Origin of the sequence: Pantoea eucalypti, from assembly GCF_009646115.1 — a bacterium.
Classification (GTDB): domain Bacteria; phylum Pseudomonadota; class Gammaproteobacteria; order Enterobacterales; family Enterobacteriaceae; genus Pantoea; species Pantoea eucalypti.
In genome coordinates, this window is record NZ_CP045720.1 from 1,868,408 (window position 1) to 1,883,919 (window position 15,512).

Here is a 15,512-nt window from a genome sequence, read left to right on the forward strand (position 1 = left end):
TTACCGGCAAGCTTACCTCTATCAGGACGATTTACGCACACGCAGATACCATTCACACAGCAGGCGAACCTGTTTGCGGGTATAGCCTTTTTCCATCATGCGATCGACAAAATCATCATGTTTTTTCTGCTCATCGGTAGAGGTCTTGGTATTGAACGAAATCACCGGCAGTAACTCCTCGGTATTCGAGAACATTTTCTTCTCAATTACCGTGCGTAACTTCTCGTAACTGGTCCAGTTTGGATTGCGACCATTATTATGTGCTCTGGCGCGCAGCACAAAATTGACGATCTCATTACGGAAGTCTTTCGGGTTACTGATGCCAGCGGGTTTCTCAATTTTCTCCAGTTCCGCATTGAGCGATTCACGATCAAACAGCTGTCCGGTATCGGGATCGCGATACTCCTGATCCTGAATCCAGAAGTCAGCATAAGTGACATAGCGGTCAAAGATGTTCTGACCATACTCAGAGTAGGACTCCAGATAAGCAGTCTGAATCTCTTTGCCGATAAACTCAGCGTATTTAGGAATCAGATAGCCTTTAAGATGTTCAAGGTATTTCTCTGCCTGATCCTGTGGAAACTGCTCACGTTCAATCTGCTGCTCCAGCACATAGAACAGATGAACCGGGTTGGCGGCCACTTCAGCGTGGTCGAAGTTAAACACCCGTGACAGGATTTTAAAGGCAAAGCGGGTCGAGAGACCGTTCATCCCCTCATCCACACCGGCGTAGTCGTGATACTCCTGCCAGGACTTCGCTTTAGGGTCGGTATCTTTGAGGCTTTCACCATCGTACACCCGCATTTTGGAATAGATACTGGAGTTCTCAGGATCTTTCAGGCGCGACAGGATAGAGAAGCGTGCCAGCGTTTCCAGCGTGCCAGGTGCGCAGGGCGAGGTCGCCAGCTCACTGTGGTTAAGCAACTTGTCATAGATTTTGATCTCTTCAGAGACCCGCAGGCAATAGGGCACCTTTACGATATAGACACGGTCAAGGAACGCCTCATTATTCTTGTTGTTACGGAACGTCACCCATTCAGATTCGTTGGAGTGCGCCAGAATAATGCCGTTGAACGGCAGGGCCGAAATGCCTTCGGTACCGTTATAGTTCCCTTCCTGCGTCGCCGTCAGTAACGGATGCAGCACTTTAATCGGCGCTTTAAACATCTCGACGAACTCCATGATGCCCTGGTTCGCGCGGCAGAGGGCACCGGAATAGCCGTAGGCATCGGGATCGTTTTGCGCATGGTTTTCCAGTTTACGGATATCCACTTTACCCACCAGCGCAGAGATATCCTGGTTGTTCTCATCGCCCGGTTCAGTTTTGGCGATCGCCAGCTGTTCCAGAATCGACGGCCAGACTTTAACGACTTTGAAACGTGAAATATCACCACCAAAATCGTGCAGACGTTTAGCGGCCCAAGGCGACATAATCGTGCCGAGGTAGCGGCGTGGTACGCCATACTCTTTTTCAAGAATGTGCGCATCTTCCTGCGGATTGAACAGGCAAAGAGGGTGGTCATTTACCGGGCTGCGTTCGCCGTCAGCACTGAGCACATAAATAGGCACCCGCTGCATCAGCGACTTAAGCCGTTCCGCCAGTGAGGATTTACCGCCACCGACCGGCCCCAGCAAATAGAGGATCTGTTTTTTCTCTTCCAGTCCCTGAGCGGCATGTTTCAGGTAGGAGACGATCTGTTCAATCGCTTCCTCCATGCCGTAAAACTCCTCGAACGCTGGATAGCGTCCCATCACACGGTTGGAGAATATTCTGGAAAGGCGTGGCTCCTGAGCAGTGTCGACCATTACCGGCTCTCCGATAGCCATTAACAGTCGCTCTGCAGCGTTGGCGTATGCACTGCGATCCTGCTTACAGATAGCAAGAAATTCCTGCAGTGTGAACTCTTCGTCCTTGGCAGCTTCATAACGCTGACGATAGTGATCGAATATATTCATAGCGATGCCCGTCCTTTCGTTTTTAGCACAGGTAAGGAGCACAATTAATGACTTGTAGCAGCTCCCGGAAGATATTCTCTGTTGAGTACAGCAACCCTTATGCCAACCTGATCTTTTTTATCGGGATACACAACGTTTGTGGTTACTCTGCTCGGTCAAATTCTATGCTGTTACTTCTAACTGTAGATGGCTTCTAGGAAATTTCCTCCACGGGTTTAGGTGAATGAGGGGGAGATCAAGAGTAATTCAGGTTTGTCGTGAGATGAGTTCATATGGGTGATGCTTTAACTTAACGTGTTTTTAACCTTAAATGCCACTTTGATTGGTGAGTAACTTAAAGGAATTCGATATAAGTTAATGCAGCCGTAAAAAAACGTTAGACTTCCTGTTTGATTGTTATATTTATGGAATGAATAAATTGTGAACCAATTCAAATTTAAGACGCTTGTTGCACTTCTGCCGTGTTATTTACTGAGCTCGCAGGCCTTTGCCGCACCGCTTTCTCTTGGTGCGTCGGTACTCTATGCCCAGTCACCTTATCGCGGCGGTCAGGATCGCTATCTCCCCCTTCCGGTGATCAACTATGAGGGTGAAGACTTCTGGTTCCGCAGCCTGCAGGGTGGCTACTATCTGTGGAAAGATCCCCAGAACCAGCTGTCGCTGACGCTGCTGGGTTCACCGCAGGAGTACAAACCCAGTGAGAATGACCTGGGCGACATGAAAGGGCTGGATAAACGCCGTATGACGCTGATGGGTGGCGCAACGTATCGTCACGTTGCTGACTGGGGTATCGTCCGTACTTCATTACTGGGCGATGTGCTGAACAACAGCAACGGGATGATGTGGGATTTAACCTACCTATATCGCTTTGAGATGGGCGACTTCAGTCTTACTCCGGGCATTGGTGCTATCTGGAACAGCGCCAATCAAAACCGTTACTACTACGGTGTATCCGGCCATGAAAGCGCCCGGACCGGTATCAGTCGCTATACCCCTGATGACAGCTGGTCCCCTTACGTTGAGCTGAATGCCAGCTATCAGATTTCTCCGCAGTGGAATGCCAGCCTCACAGGACGCTACACGCGCTTTGACAGCGAAATCAAAGACAGCCCGATGATTGATAAAAGCGGGCAGGCGTTAATCTGGACAGGTATCAGCTACACCTTCTGATAACGCTTCATTCGCACCAAAAGAGGGCATTTATGGCCCTCTGTTCTTTTACAGGGCCCCGAAAGGGGGCGGGAGAGCAGAATGCGCAACACGATTAACTTTGCTGACTTCAACAATCTGCCGGTCATTGGCCAGGGCACCTGGTACATGGGCGAGAATCCGGCGCAGCGTTCCGCTGAAATCGCTGCACTGCAGGCAGGTATTGAATGTGGTTTGCAATTGATTGATACCGCCGAAATGTACGCCGACGGCGGAGCCGAAGAGGTGGTCGGGCAGGCCATGCTGGGGCGTCGCGACAAGGCGCTGCTGGTATCAAAAGTCTATCCGTGGAATGCAGGCGAAGTGGATGCTATTGAAGCCTGTGAGCGCAGCCTGCGCCGTCTGCAGACCGATTATCTTGACCTTTACCTGTTGCACTGGCGCGGTAATGTTCCACTGGAAGAGACCCTGCGGGCCATGGAACGTCTGCAGCAGCAGGGCAAGATCCGTCACTGGGGCGTCTCGAATTTTGACACAGATGACATGGCAGAACTGTGGGATGAACCGGAAGGAAGTCAGTGTACGACCAATCAGGTGCTCTATCATCTGGCATCACGCGGTATTGAATTTGATCTGCTGCCGGCATGTCAGCAGCGTGAGATGCCGATAATGGCCTACTGTCCGCTGGCACAGGCAGGGCGGCTGCGTGACTCACTCTTTACCGACCCGGTACTGACGCAGATTGCACAGCAGAAGGGCATCAGCGTCGCGCAGCTTCTGCTGGCCTGGGTCATTCGTCAACCTGGGGTGATTGCCATTCCCAAAGCCAGCTCAGTCGTTCACGTTCAGGAAAATGCTGCGGCACTGGAGGTCGTCCTGACCGATGAAGAGTTGCAGCTCATCGATCGTGCCTGGCCAGCACCACAGCATAAGTTACCGCTGGATATCGTTTAGCCGCTGACCTTGTCGCCCGCTGCGGCTTTCTTCTTCAGGCGGAAAGTCGTGGCCAGGCGTGCTGGCTTCTCACCTGCGCTGCGTAACGTTTTGCTGATGCGCGCCGTCTCGACGCAGACCATGGTTTTATAACCCTCATTCGCCATGTCCGACATGCTGCAGGAGAGTTCCACACCTGGATTCCACGTGACAACGTCACTGTGGTGGTGGTGATAAACCTCAATCTGCCGTTGATCCGCCGTATCATTGATCACCGAGCAATCTTCTGCGGCGGTAAAGATACGGTCAATGCGTCCCGGATAACGTTGCTTGCCGTCGCTGCTGCCAGCCTCGCCGTTATTCACCTTGTCGATAAAACTATTGCCCAGACCGGAAACCTCAACGCCGTTGATGTCGCTGACGGTGAAGTAGCTGTGCAGCGCTGCTGTCGCTTCGAAGTCACCGTAGGCTTCAAGTTCGATCTCACAATGCTGGCCCAGGCGGAAGCGGGCAATCAGGGTAAACTCATGCGGCCAGAGCTTCAGCGTCTGTGCATTGCTCTCCAGCACCAGCGTCAGCATCACGCCATCTTCATTCTCATCATGCGCAGTCAGCTTCCACGGCTGAATACGGGCAAAACCGTGTGCCGGTTCGCCTGCCGGGCCGAACCACGGCCAGCAGATGGGGACACCGCCACGAATTGCTTTGCCCGGTGAGAAGAGACTCTTATCGCTCAGCCAGAGCACCGGCTTCTCACCGCTTGGCTGCCAGGCGATCAGGTGCGCGCCCTGCAGGGTGATCGCAGCCCGAACCTTAGGGTGACCGATGACAATCGCCGGGAGTTCACCTACCTGACGCTGGGTGAGGTAAGGGGAAATCTGATTAACCACCGGCAGAGTAAACAGCTTATCTTGCATGTTCGATTCCTTCCTGTACGGATAAAAAAAGGGCGACCGAAGTCGCCCTTATTCTCAATGCTGTCTGGCTGCCTTATTTAGCAGAAACCAGTGCAATCAGGTCGAGAACTTTGTTTGAGTAGCCAGTTTCGTTGTCGTACCAGGAAACCAGTTTCACAAAGTTATCGTTCAGCGCGATACCGGCTTTAGCGTCAAACACTGAAGTCAGGATTTCGCCGTTGAAGTCGGTAGAAACCACGTCATCTTCAACATAGCCCAGAACGTCTTTCATCTCGCCTTCTGCAGCTGCTTTGATTGCAGCACAGATTTCTTTGTAAGACGCCGCTTTTTCCAGACGCACGGTCAGGTCAACAACGGAAACGTTAGGGGTAGGTACGCGGAATGCCATACCGGTCAGTTTGCCGTTCAGCTCTGGCAGAACTTTACCAACGGCTTTCGCTGCGCCAGTTGATGAAGGGATGATGTTCTGCGATGCGCCGCGGCCGCCGCGCCAGTCTTTGTGAGATGGGCCATCAACGGTTTTCTGGGTTGCAGTGGTCGCGTGAACAGTGGTCATCAGACCTTCAACGATGCCGAACTTGTCGTTGATCACTTTGGCCAGTGGTGCCAGGCAGTTGGTGGTACAGGAAGCGTTAGAAACGATATCCTGGCCATCATATTTGTCGAAGTTTGCACCACGAACAAACATTGGGGTGTCATCTTTAGATGGACCGGTCAGAACGACTTTCTTAGCACCCGCGGTGATGTGTTTACGTGCGGTTTCGTCGGTCAGGAAGATACCGGTTGCTTCAGCAACAACGTCAACGCCCACTTCATCCCACTTCAGGTTCGCTGGATCACGTTCAGCAGTAACACGGATTTTTTTACCGTTAACCACCAGTGCGCCATCCTGAACTTCTACGGTGCCGTCGAAACGACCGTGAGTAGAGTCATACTTCAGCATGTACGCCATGTAATCCGCGTCCAGCAGGTCGTTGATAGCAACGATTTCGATGTCAGAACGCTTTTGAGCAGCACGGAAAACGATGCGACCGATACGGCCGAAACCATTGATACCTACTTTGATAGTCATATATTCCACCAGCTATTGGTTAGTGAATAAAAGTTGCCTGTAAAATTACAAAAACCTTACCAGGCGTCAAGCGGAATCGTGTCAATTGTTGCGACAGGTCAATTCGCCTGAAAGGAATTATTCGATGCGCAACCGCTTGCGCGCCGCTCATCATATAGCGCTTCGTCGATTCAATCGCCGAATATATAGGGATGCCCGAAACAAAAGGTGATCGATGTCACAAATCCGCTTAGCAGCAGACGGGCTGAAAGGGTGAGCACAAAAAAAGACCCGGGTTATGTTGATCATTTGTTAGAATAATAGTCGAATTTTTCAGAATGGCACTTCCCCGGAATCCTAAAATGGCTAAAGACACCGCAACCGACGCAAAAATCGCCGAGCTGACAGAGATGCAGCGTTATGTGACACAGCAGCGCGGAACGGAACCGCCCTACAGCGGCGCACTGCTCCACAACAAGCAGGAAGGGATTTACCACTGCCTGGTCTGTGAGGCGCCACTCTTTCTCTCTGAGACCAAATATGATTCTGGCTGTGGCTGGCCCAGTTTTTATCAGCCAGTGAGTGATGATGCGATTCGTTACATCGAAGATAACTCACATGGCATGCAGCGTGTTGAGATCCGCTGTGGCAGTTGTGATGCGCATCTGGGGCACGTCTTCCCCGATGGCCCGCAACCGACTGGCGAACGCTACTGTGTTAACTCCGCCTCATTGAATTTTACCGACGAGCAGGGCGAACAGACCAAAGGGTAACGGCAATGAAGGAACAACTTGAAGCAATGCTTGCGTCAATGACACCTGAAGTTTATCAGCGGCTGGCGACGGCGGTTGAGATTGGTAAGTGGCCGGATGGTGTGGCGCTGACTCAGGAGCAGCGTGACAACTGCCTGCAACTGGTAATGATGTGGCAGGCAAGGCACAACGACGCGCCACAGCATATGACCATCGGTAAAGGTGGCGAGATGGTGATGAAGTCGAAAAAAGAACTGAAAGAGGAGTTCGGCATCGACCCGGATGTAACACGGATTCATCTGCACTAATCTGCACGAAATAGAGCTGGCGTCGAGCCAGCTCTATCTTTAAATCAAAATAGCGCCCTGAGCGGTCATCTGTGCGAAGGCGATCTCACTGTCCTCTGGATTCAGATTCACTCCGCGGCAACCCTCTTTGACCACCTCAACGTGATACCCCAGCTCCAGCGCATCCAGTACGCTATATTTCACGCAGTAGTCCGTCGCCAGCCCCAGCATCACCAGATGGGTAATGCCACGCTCACGCAGCCAGCTGTCCAGTTCGGTTTTACGGCGATGACCGTTGTCAAAAAAGGCGCTGTAGCTGTCGACATCATGATCTTCGCCTTTGTGGAATGTCGCATCAAACAGCGAGCGATCCAGACCGGGATGAAAATCGGCGCCCGCTGAGCCCTGAATACCGTGATCGGGCCACCAGATCTGCGCCAGACCATTTAATTCGCCCAGGGTGTAAACCGGTTCGCCTGAGATCGAGGCAAAACTGCCGTGATCGGCCGGGTGCCAGTCCTGCAGGGCCAGAACGCACTCACCGTTTTCACGGAACATGCGCGCGTAACGATTTGCCACCTCGACAGTGTGGTCACCCTCATGAACGGCCATTGGGCCGCCTGGGCAAAAATCGTTCTGGATATCAATAATGATGAGTGCCCGCTTCATTATTTGTCGCTCCGTTTCAGTCTTCAGTCAGTTCGCCGCGCAGATTCTGCTGCATTCTTGCACGGATTTGATCGGCCGACAGATCCTGGCTGAGTAAAAAGTGTAATTTGGTCAATGCTGCTTCCACAGTAAGATCGAATCCGCTGATTACGCCAGCATGTTCCAGTGCATTGCCGGTAGCGTATCCGCCCATATTCACTTTGCCAGAAATACACTGAGTGAGGTTCACCACCACGATGCCGCGCTCGCTGGCCTGCTGCAGTTCGGCAAGGAATTCTTTGTTCTGCGGTGCGTTACCCACGCCGTAAGAACGCAGGATCAACGCTTTCACCGGCTGACGCAGGAAGTTACGCACGACGTCTGCTGAAATCCCAGGATAGATTGTGACCACACCAATAGGCTGAGGCGTAATCGTGTGGACCCTGAGCTCGCCCTGACCGGACGGGGCGGGTGGTGTATTCAGTCGGCGAATATGAATGCCCGCTTCCAGCAGCGCAGAAAGGTTTGGCGAAGCAAAGGCATTAAAGCCGTCAGCGTGGGCCTTGGTCGTACGGTTGCCGCGATAAAGAGTGTTATTAAAAAACAGTGATACTTCGCTGATCGGATAGTTAGCCGCGACATAAAGCGAATTTAACAGATTTTGCTGGCCATCTGAGCGCAGCTCAGCCAGTGGAATCTGTGACCCGGTCACAATTACCGGCTTAGCCAGATTCTCCAGCATAAAAGAGAGGGCTGACGCGGTAAACGCCATGGTGTCCGTGCCATGCAAAATCACAAAACCATCGTATCGATCGTAGTTTTGGCGAATATCTTCGGCAATAGACTGCCAGTCTTCCGGTGTCATGTCGGAAGAGTCGATAAGCGGCTGATATTCGTGAATAGTGAAATCAGGCATCTCAGGGCGGTGGAACTCAGGCATGTTTGCCAGCTGCTGCTGCAGGTGTCCGGAGACCGGAATATAGCCCTGCGCCGAGCGTTGCATACCGATTGTCCCGCCAGTGTAGGCTACATAGATATTTTTCTTTTGCATCAGAGAACTCAGACTCGCCATAAAACGCGCAGTATAAGGGGAATAGCGGGGAAAAGCAGCCCGACCAGCGGCCGGGCTGAGAGGTTTATCGCACTTCGCCGCAGTTCAGGCAGAAGGCGTAACGGTTCTGAGGATCGTTTTGCTTATCAAACAGACCCGGCTGGGCTTTCATGGCACTCATCACATCCAGCATCGGCGCTGGCAGCCAGGCTTTCAGCGTATCCGGCAATACTGCCTGCACAGACGCGTTCATCTGGCTCAGCATCATATCCAGGAAGCTCGGGTCATCCTGATACCAGCTCAGCATAGGTTTATCGACTTTCGCCAGCTCGCCTGCTTTCTTCACGGCATCATCAAAGTCACCCAGCGCATCAACCAGACCATTGGCTTTTGCATCGCTGCCGGTCCAGACGTGGCCCTGGGCAATGGCATCAATCTGCTCTGGTGTTTTGTGACGCGACTTCGCCACCAGACCCACAAAGTTGCGGTAGCCATTTTCGATGGTCAGCTGCATCATCTGCTGAACTTCGGCTGGCAACGCTTTGGTGGTAGAGATATCCGCCAGCGGGGAGGTCGCGACACCATCTGTGTGTACGCCAATGCTGTCCAGACTGTTCTCCAGCGTATTGATCACGCCAAAGATACCAATCGAGCCGGTTAGCGTGCTCGGGTTCGCCACGATGTAGCTGGCGGGTGTTGAGATCCAGTAACCACCGGATGCCGCCATACCGCCCATTGAAACCACAATCGGCTTGCCCGCGGCCTGAGCCGCTGCCAGCTCTTCACGAATGGCTTCAGAAGCCGTGACGCTGCCGCCCGGGCTGTTTACCCGCAGAATGATCGCTTTGATTTTCGGATCAAGACGCGCATCGCGAATCTGAGCTGCCGTGGTGTCGCCGCCGACGTTGCCCGGCGTCTCTTCGCCATCCATGATGGCTCCGCTGGCCATGACGACGGCGATGTTGCCATCCTGCTGAGAGCCAGCCGGTTTCACGCTGTAGTCATAAATGCTGACGCTGCGATAATCATTGCTCTGCTTATCCAGACCAAAGGTCTTTATCAGTTCTTCATCCGCTGCTGCACGGGAACCCAGCGTATCAACCAGCTTATTGTCCAGTGCATATTGCGCGGTATCGCCTTTCACCGCGTTCAATCCGGCAATGATTGCCGCTGCGCCCGGGAAGAGTTGCTCAGGCGTAATCTGACGATTGGCCGCCACGGTGTTCAGGTAATTCTGCCACAGCTGACCGACCCAGCGGCTGTCAGCATCCCGTGCAGCAGGGGACATATCGTCACGCAGGAACGGTTCTACCGCGGATTTATAAGTCCCGACACGGAAAACGTGTGAGGTGACTTTCAGCTTATCCAGCAGCGTTTTGTAGTAAAGCCCGTTGGTGGCGAAACCATGCAGATCCACGCTGCCCTGCGGCGACAGATAGATTTTAGTGGCGTAGCTGGCAAGGTAGTACTGCGCCTGGCTGTAGCTGTCGCCCAGTGCATAAATCGGCTTACCGCTGTCACGGAATTCCCGTAATGCTTTTCCGACATATTGCAGCGAAGGCTGATCACCGCCGGCAAATTCGCGTAAATCCAGCACGATGCCTTTAATGTTGCTGTCGCCTTTTGCCTGGCGAATCGCGTCGACCACATCAAACAACGAATTTTCCTGTAAACGGTCACTGCTGGCACCCAGCAGCTGGCGGCCGATTTTACTCAGACGATTGCTCACCGAGGGTTTATCCACCAGTACGCCGCTGAGATCGACTTTCAGTGCGCCTTGCTGAACCGGCGCTGAACTTCCGCCCGATCCGCTGACCTGCAGCCAGATCCCTGCACACACCACAATCAACAAAATCAGGAAAATATTCAGAATAAATTCCCTGATAAAATTCAATACCCGCCAGCTCCAGCGGAACAGACCTGCAATTATTCGCCACAATGTGCGCATCAGACTCTCCATAAATATGTAGCAGGAAGTGGCCGCCGCGCGGACCAGACTTCCACGACGAGCTCATCCTAAAGAGCGGCGTGTTAAAAGTCAGCAGGAAATCACTGTGCACTGTTACAAAAAATCTGCCTGTGCCAGGATAACGGCCACATTACAGAGATCGGGAGAGAAACATGGACGCACTTGAATTACTGGTCAACCGACGTTCGGCCTCACGCCTGACCGAGCCGGCACCGGCAGGTGACGCGCTGGAAAACATTCTGCGGGCTGGCATGCGCGCACCGGATCATGGGACGCTGCAGCCCTGGCGTTTTATCATTGTAGAAAATGAGGGCCGCGACCGGATGAGCCAGCTGCTGGAGAAAGCAGCACGCGATAATCAGCTGGATGAAAAGGCGATTAACAAAGCGAGCCAGGCACCGTTTCGCGCGCCGATGATCATCACGGTAGTGGCGCATTGCGAAGAGCACCATAAAGTGCCGCGCTGGGAACAGATCGCCTCAGCAAGCTGTGCCGTGATGGCGATGCAGATGGCGGCCGTGGCCCAGGGCTTCAACGGTATCTGGCGCAGTGGTGCCTGGACCGATGACGAGCAGGTACGCCAGGCCTTTGGCTGCCGCGAGCAGGATGCTATCGTCGGCTTCCTCTATCTGGGCACGCCGCAACTGAAATCCAGCACTACTGTGCTCCCGCCAGACACTGCGCCTTTCGTCCGTTACTTCTGATTGTCTGCGGGTTCGGGCAGGGTGCTCTTCAGCCCTGCCTTTTGCACGGTTCCTGTGCGAACGATCGCTAACACCGCGTATCATGCTTACGCCAGAAGAGCAGCCAGGCTAACATAGCCCGCGAGATGCAAACCGACAGCGAATAACCGGTTATCAACGTGTTCCCCTGATGTTAAGGATTACCTGATTCAATGCGTTTGTTTATTGCGGAAAAACCGAGCCTTGGGCGTGCTATCGCGGATGTGCTACCGAAACCGCATCGACGCGGTGATGGATTCATTGCCTGCGGCAACGATCAGATCGTCACCTGGTGCGTAGGCCATCTTCTGGAGCAGGCACAACCTGACAGTTATGACAGCCGTTATGCGCGCTGGTCGCTGGCCGATCTGCCGATCATTCCGGAAAAGTGGCAGCTTAAACCTCGTCCCTCGGTCGCGAAGCAGCTGAAAGTGGTTGAGGGATTGCTGGCGCAGGCGAGCGAAGTGGTGCATGCCGGTGACCCGGATCGGGAAGGGCAGTTGCTGGTGGATGAGGTACTCGATTACCTGAATCTGTCACCAGAAAAACGTAAAAACGTGCAGCGCTGCCTGATCAACGATCTCAATCCTCAGGCGGTGGACCGGGCGGTAAACCGCCTGCGTGAGAATCGCGAGTTTATCCCGTTATGCGTTTCCGCGCTGGCCCGCGCGCGTGCTGACTGGCTCTACGGTATTAACATGACCCGTGCCTGGACACTTCTCGGGCGTAATGCGGGCTATGACGGTGTGCTGTCGGTTGGCCGCGTACAGACGCCGGTGCTGGGGCTGGTCGTCCGGCGCGATGAAGAGATCGAAAACTTCGTGCCGAAAGATTACTTCGAAGTGAAGGCCCATATTATCACGCCTGATGGCACTCAGTTTATCGCCAGCTGGATCCCCAGCGAAGCCTGTGAGCCGTGGCAGGATGAAGAGGGCCGTCTGCTCAAGCGTGCGCTGGCCGATCATGTGGTGGCGCGCATTACCGGCCAGCCTGCAACCGTCACCGCTTACAGTGATAAGCGTGAAAATGAGGTGGCTCCGCTGCCATTCTCCCTCTCCAGCCTGCAAATTGAAGCGGCTAAACGCTACGGGCTGAGTGCGCAGACGGTGCTGGATACCTGCCAGCGGCTCTATGAAACGCATAAACTGATTACCTATCCCCGCTCAGACAGCCGCTACCTGCCGGAAGAGCATTTTGCCGGTAGACATGCGGTATTAAAGGCGATACAAGCCCATCAGTCGCAGCTGATCCCGCCCGGAGACTTCGATGCCGATCGCAGAAACCGCTGCTGGGACGATAAAAAAGTGGATGCCCACCACGCCATTATCCCCACGGCGCGTTCCAGCGCGGTTAAGCTCAGTGAAAACGAGCAGAATATTTATGAGCTGGTGGCGCGCCAGTATCTGATGCAGTTCTGCCCCGATTCCGTGTTCCGCAAATGCGTCATCGACCTTGATATTGCGGGCGGAAAATTCGTGGCGAAAGCGCGTTTTCTTGCAGAAGCAGGCTGGCGCGCGCTGCTGGGCAGTAAAGAGCGGGATGAAGAGAATGATGGTATGCCGCTGCCGGTGGTGGCAAAAGGGGATGAGCTTCTGTGCGAGCGGGGCGAGGTGCTGGCGAAGCAGACTCAGCCGCCTCGACCGTTTACCGATGCCACCATTCTTTCTGCAATGACCGGCATCGCCCGTTTCGTTCAGGATAAAGAATTAAAGAAAGTGCTGCGTGCGACCGATGGTTTAGGAACGGAAGCCACACGCGCCGGCATTATCGAATTACTGTTTCGTCGTGGCTTCCTGGTGAAGAAGGGCCGTTACATCAATTCCACGGATGCCGGACGCGCCCTGATTCACTCTCTGCCCGATCTGGCAGCGCGCCCGGATATGACGGCGCAGTGGGAATCGACACTGACGCGTATCAGCGAAAAGGCCTGCCGCTATGATGAGTTTATGCAGCCGCTGGTGCAGACCTTAACCGGCCTTATCCAGCAGGCGCGGCAGCAGCCTGCGGCGCATGCATTTCGGGGATTACCGTCCACCGGACAGAAACGTCCGGTGCGCAAAACCAGGCGTAAAGTGAAGGAGACGGAATGAGGCATTATTCGGTATTTCTGGTCGTGGCTCTGACGCTGGTGACCAGCGCAGTGCAGGCCAACAGTCGTTATCAGTCGATGCCACAACAGGGCAGCAACGGTGTGAACACAGATGTGGTGGTGGATATGCCGCCGGAAGCCTGGACGCAGTCAGAGAGACGCCAGCAGGACTGTCTCCGCTGCTGTATTTTTGAGAACCGCAACTACACAGAAGGCGCGGTAGTGAAATCTGAGGGTGTGCTGCTGCAGTGCGCGCGTGATGAACAGTCTCTTGGCACCAACAACCTGATCTGGAAGATCGTCAAATAGCCGTCGCGTGGCGCTCTGCCACGCGACCGTCAGTTAAAAGCGGAAGGTTGACCAGATGGGTGCATGGTCAGAAGGTTTCTCCATGCTCCGGATAGCATAATCAATGCCGGTCTCGACGCAGTGTGACGCCAGGTTTTTACTTGCCAGCACCAGATCAATACGTAACCCGCGATTATCGTCAAACCCTTTCGAACGGTAATCGAACCATGAGAAACGGTCCGCAACTTCCGGATTGTGCTCACGCCAGGTATCAACCAGTCCCCAGCTCAGCAGGCGATCCATCCATTCGCGCTCTTCCGGCAGGAATGAGCATTTGCCGGTGCGCAGCCAGCGCTTACGGTTATCCTCACCAATACCAATATCCAAATCGGTGCTGCTGATATTCATGTCACCCATAATCAGAACCGGCTTATCAGCAGGCAGATCGTCGGTCAGCAGACGTTGCAGATCGCGGTAGAATTTCTCTTTAGCCGGAAATTTTGTAGGATGGTCACGACTTTCTCCCTGTGGAAAATAGCCATTAATCACGGTGATATCGCCAATCGGGCTGGGGATTTCCGCGACGATCAGACGGCGCTGGGATTCTTCGTCATCATCCGGAAATCCCCGACTGACCGACACGGGCTGAGCTTTGGTGAGCAATGCCACGCCATAATGGCCTTTCTGTCCATGATAGAAGACGTGATAACCGAGCTTTGACACCTCTTCCAGCGGGAACATGTCATCATGAACTTTGGTTTCCTGCAGACCGATCACATCGGGCTGATGCTGTTCGACAAGCGCCTGAAGCTGGTGCGGGCGGGCGCGCAACCCATTGATGTTAAATGAAACAAATTTCATGAGATCGACCATTGTTCAGCAAGTGATAGCCGGAGATGGTAACGATTTTTATGCATAAAGTCATGGCAGAACAGGGGAAGATTGGTCGAAAGCGGGTAAGGAATTATCGGGTAGCGCAGAAGCGCGATGCTGCACACGAACCTTAATCGAATGTTCTCATCCCTCTCCCCGCAGAACAGGAAGCTTGGGTAGTTTTTTGGGTTTCGTGTGCGATTTGCAGAATGGTGGTGGGAGAAGGATTATTCGGCGCGTTGCGCCTCACCCTGCGGGCCGCGCTGAAGCGCGTTGTCACGAGATGCTCGACACGAACCTTGATCGAAGGTTCTCATCCCTCTCCCCGCAGAAAAGGAAGCTTGGGTAGTTTTTTGGGATTCGTGTGCGATATGCAGGATGGTGGTGGGAGAAGGATTATTCGGCGCGTTGCGCCTCACCCTGCGGGCCGCGCTGAAGCGCGTTGTCTCGCAATGCTCGACACGAACCTTAATCGAAGGTTCTCATCCCTCTCCCCGCAGAACAGGAAGCTTGGGTAGTTTTTTGGGATTCGTGTGGGATTTGCAGAATGGTGGTGGGAGAAGGATTATTCGGCGCGTTGCGCCTCACCCTGCGGGCCGCGCTGAAGCGCGTTGTCTCGCGATGCTCGACACGAACCTTAATCGAAGGTTCTCATCCCTCTCCCCGCAGAACAGGAAGCTTGGGTAGTTTTTTGGGATTCATATGCGATTTGCAGAATGGTGGTGGGAGAAGGATTCGAACCTTCGAAGTCTGTGACGGCAGATTTACAGTCTGCTCCCTTTGGCCGCTCGGGAATCCCACCAGGGATATATTGACGTGGCTTAAGA

Annotated in this window: 14 protein-coding genes, 1 tRNA gene and 3 other RNA genes; 7 read left to right on the plus strand and 11 right to left on the minus strand. The window is 53.7% G+C overall.

Annotated features, from left to right (window positions below; translation table 11 throughout):
• Nucleotides 1-21: 21 nt before the first annotated feature.
• The gene (gene yeaG, locus EE896_RS08615) at nucleotides 22-1,956 is read right to left on the minus strand and encodes a protein kinase YeaG (RefSeq protein WP_003852739.1); all 1,935 of its coding nucleotides are present in this window, start codon (nucleotides 1,954-1,956) and stop codon (nucleotides 22-24) included.
• A gap of 420 nt (nucleotides 1,957-2,376) precedes the next feature.
• Here yeaG and EE896_RS08620 point away from each other — a divergent pair, with 420 nt between their 5' ends.
• Nucleotides 2,377-3,126, plus strand: a complete 750-nt coding sequence (locus EE896_RS08620) for a MipA/OmpV family protein (RefSeq protein WP_008925305.1) — start codon at nucleotides 2,377-2,379, stop codon at nucleotides 3,124-3,126.
• An 81-nt stretch (nucleotides 3,127-3,207) separates the two neighbouring features.
• Nucleotides 3,208-4,059 (plus strand): aldo/keto reductase, encoded by an 852-nt coding sequence (locus EE896_RS08625; protein WP_140915459.1) that lies wholly within the window; start codon nucleotides 3,208-3,210, stop codon nucleotides 4,057-4,059.
• On the opposite strand, the gene EE896_RS08630 is transcribed toward EE896_RS08625, so the two are convergent.
• Nucleotides 4,056-4,955, minus strand: coding sequence for a D-hexose-6-phosphate mutarotase (locus EE896_RS08630; RefSeq protein ID WP_140915458.1), 900 nt, complete (start codon nucleotides 4,953-4,955; stop codon nucleotides 4,056-4,058). The two genes, EE896_RS08625 and EE896_RS08630, sit on opposite strands and share 4 nt — an antisense overlap.
• 73 nt (nucleotides 4,956-5,028) lie before the next feature.
• Nucleotides 5,029-6,027 (minus strand): glyceraldehyde-3-phosphate dehydrogenase, encoded by a 999-nt coding sequence (gene gapA, locus EE896_RS08635; protein WP_003852747.1) that lies wholly within the window; start codon nucleotides 6,025-6,027, stop codon nucleotides 5,029-5,031.
• 341 nt (nucleotides 6,028-6,368) lie between these two features.
• On the opposite strand from gapA, the gene msrB reads away from it, so the two are divergent.
• Nucleotides 6,369-6,779 carry a peptide-methionine (R)-S-oxide reductase MsrB gene (msrB, locus tag EE896_RS08640; RefSeq protein WP_003852748.1) on the plus strand — a complete coding sequence of 137 codons (411 nt, stop codon included), beginning with the start codon at nucleotides 6,369-6,371 and terminating at the stop codon, nucleotides 6,777-6,779.
• Nucleotides 6,780-6,784: 5 nt separating this feature from the next.
• Nucleotides 6,785-7,066 (plus strand): YeaC family protein, encoded by a 282-nt coding sequence (locus EE896_RS08645; RefSeq protein WP_003852750.1) that lies wholly within the window; start codon nucleotides 6,785-6,787, stop codon nucleotides 7,064-7,066.
• A 39-nt stretch (nucleotides 7,067-7,105) separates the two neighbouring features.
• Here EE896_RS08645 and pncA read toward each other — a convergent pair whose 3' ends face one another.
• The 3 genes from pncA to sppA form a co-directional block, all read right to left on the minus strand.
• A complete protein-coding gene (gene pncA, locus EE896_RS08650; RefSeq protein WP_003852752.1) occupies nucleotides 7,106-7,714 on the minus strand; it encodes a bifunctional nicotinamidase/pyrazinamidase in 609 nt (202 codons plus the stop codon).
• Between the two features lie 16 nt (nucleotides 7,715-7,730).
• Nucleotides 7,731-8,744 (minus strand): asparaginase, encoded by a 1,014-nt coding sequence (gene ansA, locus EE896_RS08655; protein ID WP_008925303.1) that lies wholly within the window; start codon nucleotides 8,742-8,744, stop codon nucleotides 7,731-7,733.
• An 85-nt stretch (nucleotides 8,745-8,829) separates the two neighbouring features.
• Nucleotides 8,830-10,692, minus strand: coding sequence for a signal peptide peptidase SppA (gene sppA, locus EE896_RS08660; RefSeq protein WP_003852755.1), 1,863 nt, complete (start codon nucleotides 10,690-10,692; stop codon nucleotides 8,830-8,832).
• A gap of 173 nt (nucleotides 10,693-10,865) precedes the next feature.
• On the opposite strand from sppA, the gene EE896_RS08665 reads away from it, so the two are divergent.
• From EE896_RS08665 to EE896_RS08675, 3 genes are all read left to right on the plus strand, one after another.
• Complete coding sequence (locus EE896_RS08665) at nucleotides 10,866-11,417, plus strand: NAD(P)H nitroreductase (RefSeq protein WP_008925301.1); 552 nt, start codon at nucleotides 10,866-10,868, stop codon at nucleotides 11,415-11,417.
• 191 nt (nucleotides 11,418-11,608) lie between these two features.
• A complete protein-coding gene (locus EE896_RS08670; RefSeq protein ID WP_140915457.1) occupies nucleotides 11,609-13,525 on the plus strand; it encodes a DNA topoisomerase III in 1,917 nt (638 codons plus the stop codon).
• A complete protein-coding gene (locus tag EE896_RS08675; protein WP_003852760.1) occupies nucleotides 13,522-13,833 on the plus strand; it encodes a YnjH family protein in 312 nt (103 codons plus the stop codon). Before EE896_RS08670 ends, EE896_RS08675 begins: the two co-directional genes overlap by 4 nt.
• A 33-nt stretch (nucleotides 13,834-13,866) precedes the next feature.
• Here EE896_RS08675 and xthA read toward each other — a convergent pair whose 3' ends face one another.
• From xthA to EE896_RS08700, 5 genes are all read right to left on the minus strand, one after another.
• Nucleotides 13,867-14,673, minus strand: coding sequence for an exodeoxyribonuclease III (xthA, locus tag EE896_RS08680; protein WP_033762790.1), 807 nt, complete (start codon nucleotides 14,671-14,673; stop codon nucleotides 13,867-13,869).
• A 222-nt stretch (nucleotides 14,674-14,895) separates the two neighbouring features.
• A non-coding RNA gene (locus EE896_RS08685) (RtT sRNA) lies at nucleotides 14,896-15,023 on the minus strand.
• Between the two features lie 41 nt (nucleotides 15,024-15,064).
• Nucleotides 15,065-15,192: non-coding RNA, RtT sRNA (locus tag EE896_RS08690), on the minus strand.
• Nucleotides 15,193-15,233: 41 nt separating this feature from the next.
• A non-coding RNA gene (locus tag EE896_RS08695) (RtT sRNA) lies at nucleotides 15,234-15,361 on the minus strand.
• A 41-nt stretch (nucleotides 15,362-15,402) separates the two neighbouring features.
• Nucleotides 15,403-15,487 (minus strand) — tRNA-Tyr (locus EE896_RS08700).
• Between the last annotated feature and the right edge of the window lie 25 nt (nucleotides 15,488-15,512).